We start from the raw sequence: 3,474 nt of genomic DNA on the forward strand, positions 1-3,474 counted from the left end.
GAATTACATTCCCTCGTTTTTGGGCACCGATATGACATCGATAGCCTTGATGAAATGGTAGGCAGCTCGCCCAGTGGTAAGACGTTTTTAGACGGATTCGATTATTTCCTTTTTGCCCGCAAATATGCTCGCCGCCTCGCTGATCAACCATTTGTCTTCGGATGTCCTTGGTGGGATATCTGGCTACCGATTCAAGCATCTACGCTTAATATTGATCTCTGCGTAGTGTCTGGGACAATCGCTTACCATCTCAAGCACGAGCAACGTTGGACGAAATACTCTTTCCAGAAATTGGGAATGGAAGTCATCGAGGAACTTAAAAAGCACAACATGACATCCGAAGTTGGCTTTTGCGCAAGGCGAATTGCAAAGTATAGCAGTCTGTGCGACGGCAACATTAGAAACAATATCGAAGAAACCCGCGTCTTAATGCAACTTGTCGAAATGGTAAAATCATTAATAGGCGAGGGCGCGCGATCGATAAAGGGATGATTTATGACCGTAGGTTTTGGGCCCCAATTTTTACATGGCCTGGGCAATCGTTGCACCATTATCAAAGTCAAAAATCGGCGAGAAGCAGCTCTAACACAGTTCCGCATGAGGATTTTTGCGCTATGACATAATGGTGTCCGGCTTGGTAAGGGGGGTCGAACATGGCGGCAGAATCACCTCCTGGCATTTTTTCGTCAAAGTCCGCGATCACCTCGATTGGAACGTTTTCTGAGTGCTCGACGCCCGTCCCGTCATCAGTTTCGATCTCGGAGCCTTAACCGGGCTTCATTTGTCCACTCCCGTCATCGTGTCCTAAAATTGACCGTGTTGAACTCGCTATGCAAATTCGGGCAACTCCTCAAACGATTGAGTACCTCAATGACCACCGCATCTCAATGAGTTCGGAGCGGGACCAGGGCGTTGATGTTGGCGATATATTAGAGTTCGCTCATAGTTGCGAAATCGAACCGTATGTTGGCATCTATGCTGGCAAATCGTTATGCTCGATCGGCTTCCAAACATACAGCAATAGCACGCTCAATCCCCATATCACGATAGGTCGCTATTGTTCGATCGGTCCAGATGTGACTTATCCAATTTACCGGCACCCCCTTGAATATATATCTACTTCCCCTTTTACTCATGAATTAAATCCGCGCGGTCAGGTCATCCGTGTGATGCGAGACATGCGCCCGAGCTACGCCAACATCTATCCGAATCCACAAAAACCCCCGCCAAAAATTGGTCACGATGTGTGGGTGGGTGCCGCCTCGCTTATCGCTGCTGGTGTAACTCTTGGAACCGGATGCGTTGTAGCAAGTGGAAGCGTGGTGACGCAGTCAGTGCCTGCCTATCAGATCGTCGGCGGTAACCCCGCGCAAATTATTCGCCCCCGTTTCCCTAGAGAAATCATCAGTCGCCTTCTCGCAAGCGAATGGTGGCGGTACAATTTTCTCGATTTCGACGGCTTAGATCTATCAAATCCGAATAATTTTTGCAGATCGTTCGAGTTGCGCAAACCAAGCCTGGAACCGTACGAGCCTCCCCCTGCACAATTGATCGGAATCCCCGGGGAACATCTCGACTAGTGTGCTGATCCGGGCAGAGAATTCTCGAGTTGTGTGATGCATGCGAGTCTGAACAATGACTCAGCCCATCGCCGTGTTCCTCGCCGACGTCACCAACTCAGCGCTGAGCTTGATCGTCGGCGATTGATCTCGACCTCTCAAGCATTTCCTACGGGCGTGGATCATCGTGCTCTCAGCCAAGCGCTTGAGCGCGCAGGACGTGGCGCGGCAGACCGGCGTCAGTCTGCCCGCCGTCTGGCGCTGAAAGCAACGCTTTGTCGAGGAGGGCGTTGCGGGCCTGCTGCGCGATAAGACCCGCCCGCCTGGGATCCCACCTCACCCCGCCCGGACGATAGCGAAGGTTCTGGCGGTGACCTGCTCAGCGCCACCCGATGAGGTCGCGCACTTAATCTGAAGTGCCGTCGCGACGCGGGTAGAGATCTCGCCACGCTTCGTGCAACAGATCTGGCAGGAGCATCGCCTGCAACCGCATCAGATCCGCACGTTCACGCGCTCGCCTGACCCCGCTTTTTTCGAGTAGGTAGAGGATGTGGGCGGCCTCTACCTGGCCCCGCCAGCCCGCGCGGTCGTGCTGTCGGTCGACGAGCAGTCCCAGTTCCTGGCCTGGAGTGCGCCCGCCCCGACCGGCCCTCTCGGTCCAAGGCACCCAGCCGTACAGACGAACGACTATACGGCCCCGGCATGCCGACCTTGTTTGCCGCCCTCTACGTCCTCACCGGCACGGTCCTCGGCCGCTGCATGCGGCTTCATCGCCACAGCGCGTTCATCCGCTCCCTCCATACCGTCGAGGCGGCGGTGCCAGCTGGCAAACGCGTCCACGTTATCCTCGACGACTATAAAAACCACAAACACACGCGCGTCCGCGCCTGACTTGCCCGCCAACCGCGCTGGAGCTTCCACCTCACGCCGACCTCGGCTTCCCGACTCAGCGCCGTCGAGGGATTCTTCTCTGCGCTGATCCATCGTTGCCTACAGCGGTGCACCTACACCGGCGTTGTCGACGTAAAGGCCTCGATCAATCGTTACATCGCCCAACACAACCGAAATCCCCAGCCCTTCATCGAGACACAACCTGCCTCTGCAACCTTCGACGCCTTCAGCCGAGCCCCTGAACCAACTGGCTGATTCAGAGCAATTAGCTTTGGAATGCTTGAAGTAAAAGACAATTCTTTCTGTAGATGAAGCTTGCATCGATGTTTGTCACGATGAACTGGAACGCCTATCGAGCGTTAGACACCACAAGACCCATTCATTGACATTGGTAGCCCCTAACCTGGTATGGTATTTGGCTGGCGACGTGGTGATCTTTTCCGGGGACGCCTAGCAGCGGCCTAAGTTCGGGCGCAACGGAGACTACATCGTTGCGAGGATTTGCGTGTTGAGCGAACGGTGCGTCAGACGAGACATCCGATAGAGCCAGTGCGCCGCTGGCCTATTACAGCGGAGGAGGGAGCGATGCGCGCCATCGATGCTGTTCCAGTGTCTCCCGTAAAGGTCGTTTCGGCGATCGCTGAAACAGCATCCTCCACGGCCCTCACACAGTGTCGCAGTGATGTTCCATGCGAGTACGCGCGTTCGCAGCGCCAATCACCTTCCTGCCGCGATAACTGGCTTCGACTGCACTCATTATTCAAACCGGCCAGAAGATCTTCCTATGCAGGCGGTTCAAATCGAATAGCAGCAAAACTCTGAGCTGCTATTGTCGACGACTCATAACAACAACAAATTCATCACCCCGCAATCGCCAGTTAAAAATATATTTTGCCACCAACGCTATACGTTGCGCGAGCCTTTTATGCGCCCTCTCAAGTCCAGCGACGGCTGGCAGGTGGTCAGATATATTCTCAATCGATGTAAAACTATATATTTTATCAACTTTCATTCCAGCCTGCCC

General features: G+C 54.1%; 3 protein-coding genes and 1 pseudogene. 3 read left to right on the forward strand and 1 reads right to left on the reverse strand.

What is annotated here, in order from left to right; genetic code table 11:
- From FV233_RS30740 to FV233_RS28725, 3 genes and pseudogenes are all read left to right on the forward strand, one after another.
- A partial coding sequence (locus FV233_RS30740; RefSeq protein WP_187278265.1) for a hypothetical protein occupies window positions 1-492 on the forward strand: 492 nt, incomplete at its 5' end.
- A gap of 338 nt (window positions 493-830) precedes the next feature.
- The gene (locus FV233_RS28720; RefSeq protein ID WP_147899560.1) at window positions 831-1,580 is read left to right on the forward strand and encodes a CatB-related O-acetyltransferase; all 750 of its coding nucleotides are present in this window, start codon (window positions 831-833) and stop codon (window positions 1,578-1,580) included.
- Between the two features lie 55 nt (window positions 1,581-1,635).
- Window positions 1,636-2,705 (forward strand): annotated as a pseudogene (locus FV233_RS28725) (helix-turn-helix domain-containing protein).
- A gap of 571 nt (window positions 2,706-3,276) precedes the next feature.
- Here the strand turns inward: FV233_RS28725 and FV233_RS30975 are convergent.
- A partial coding sequence (locus tag FV233_RS30975; RefSeq protein WP_210249517.1) for a hypothetical protein occupies window positions 3,277-3,474 on the reverse strand: 198 nt, incomplete at its 5' end.

It is taken from the genome of Methylobacterium sp. WL7, assembly GCF_008040085.1.
Taxonomy (GTDB): Bacteria; Pseudomonadota; Alphaproteobacteria; order Rhizobiales; family Beijerinckiaceae; genus Methylobacterium; species Methylobacterium mesophilicum.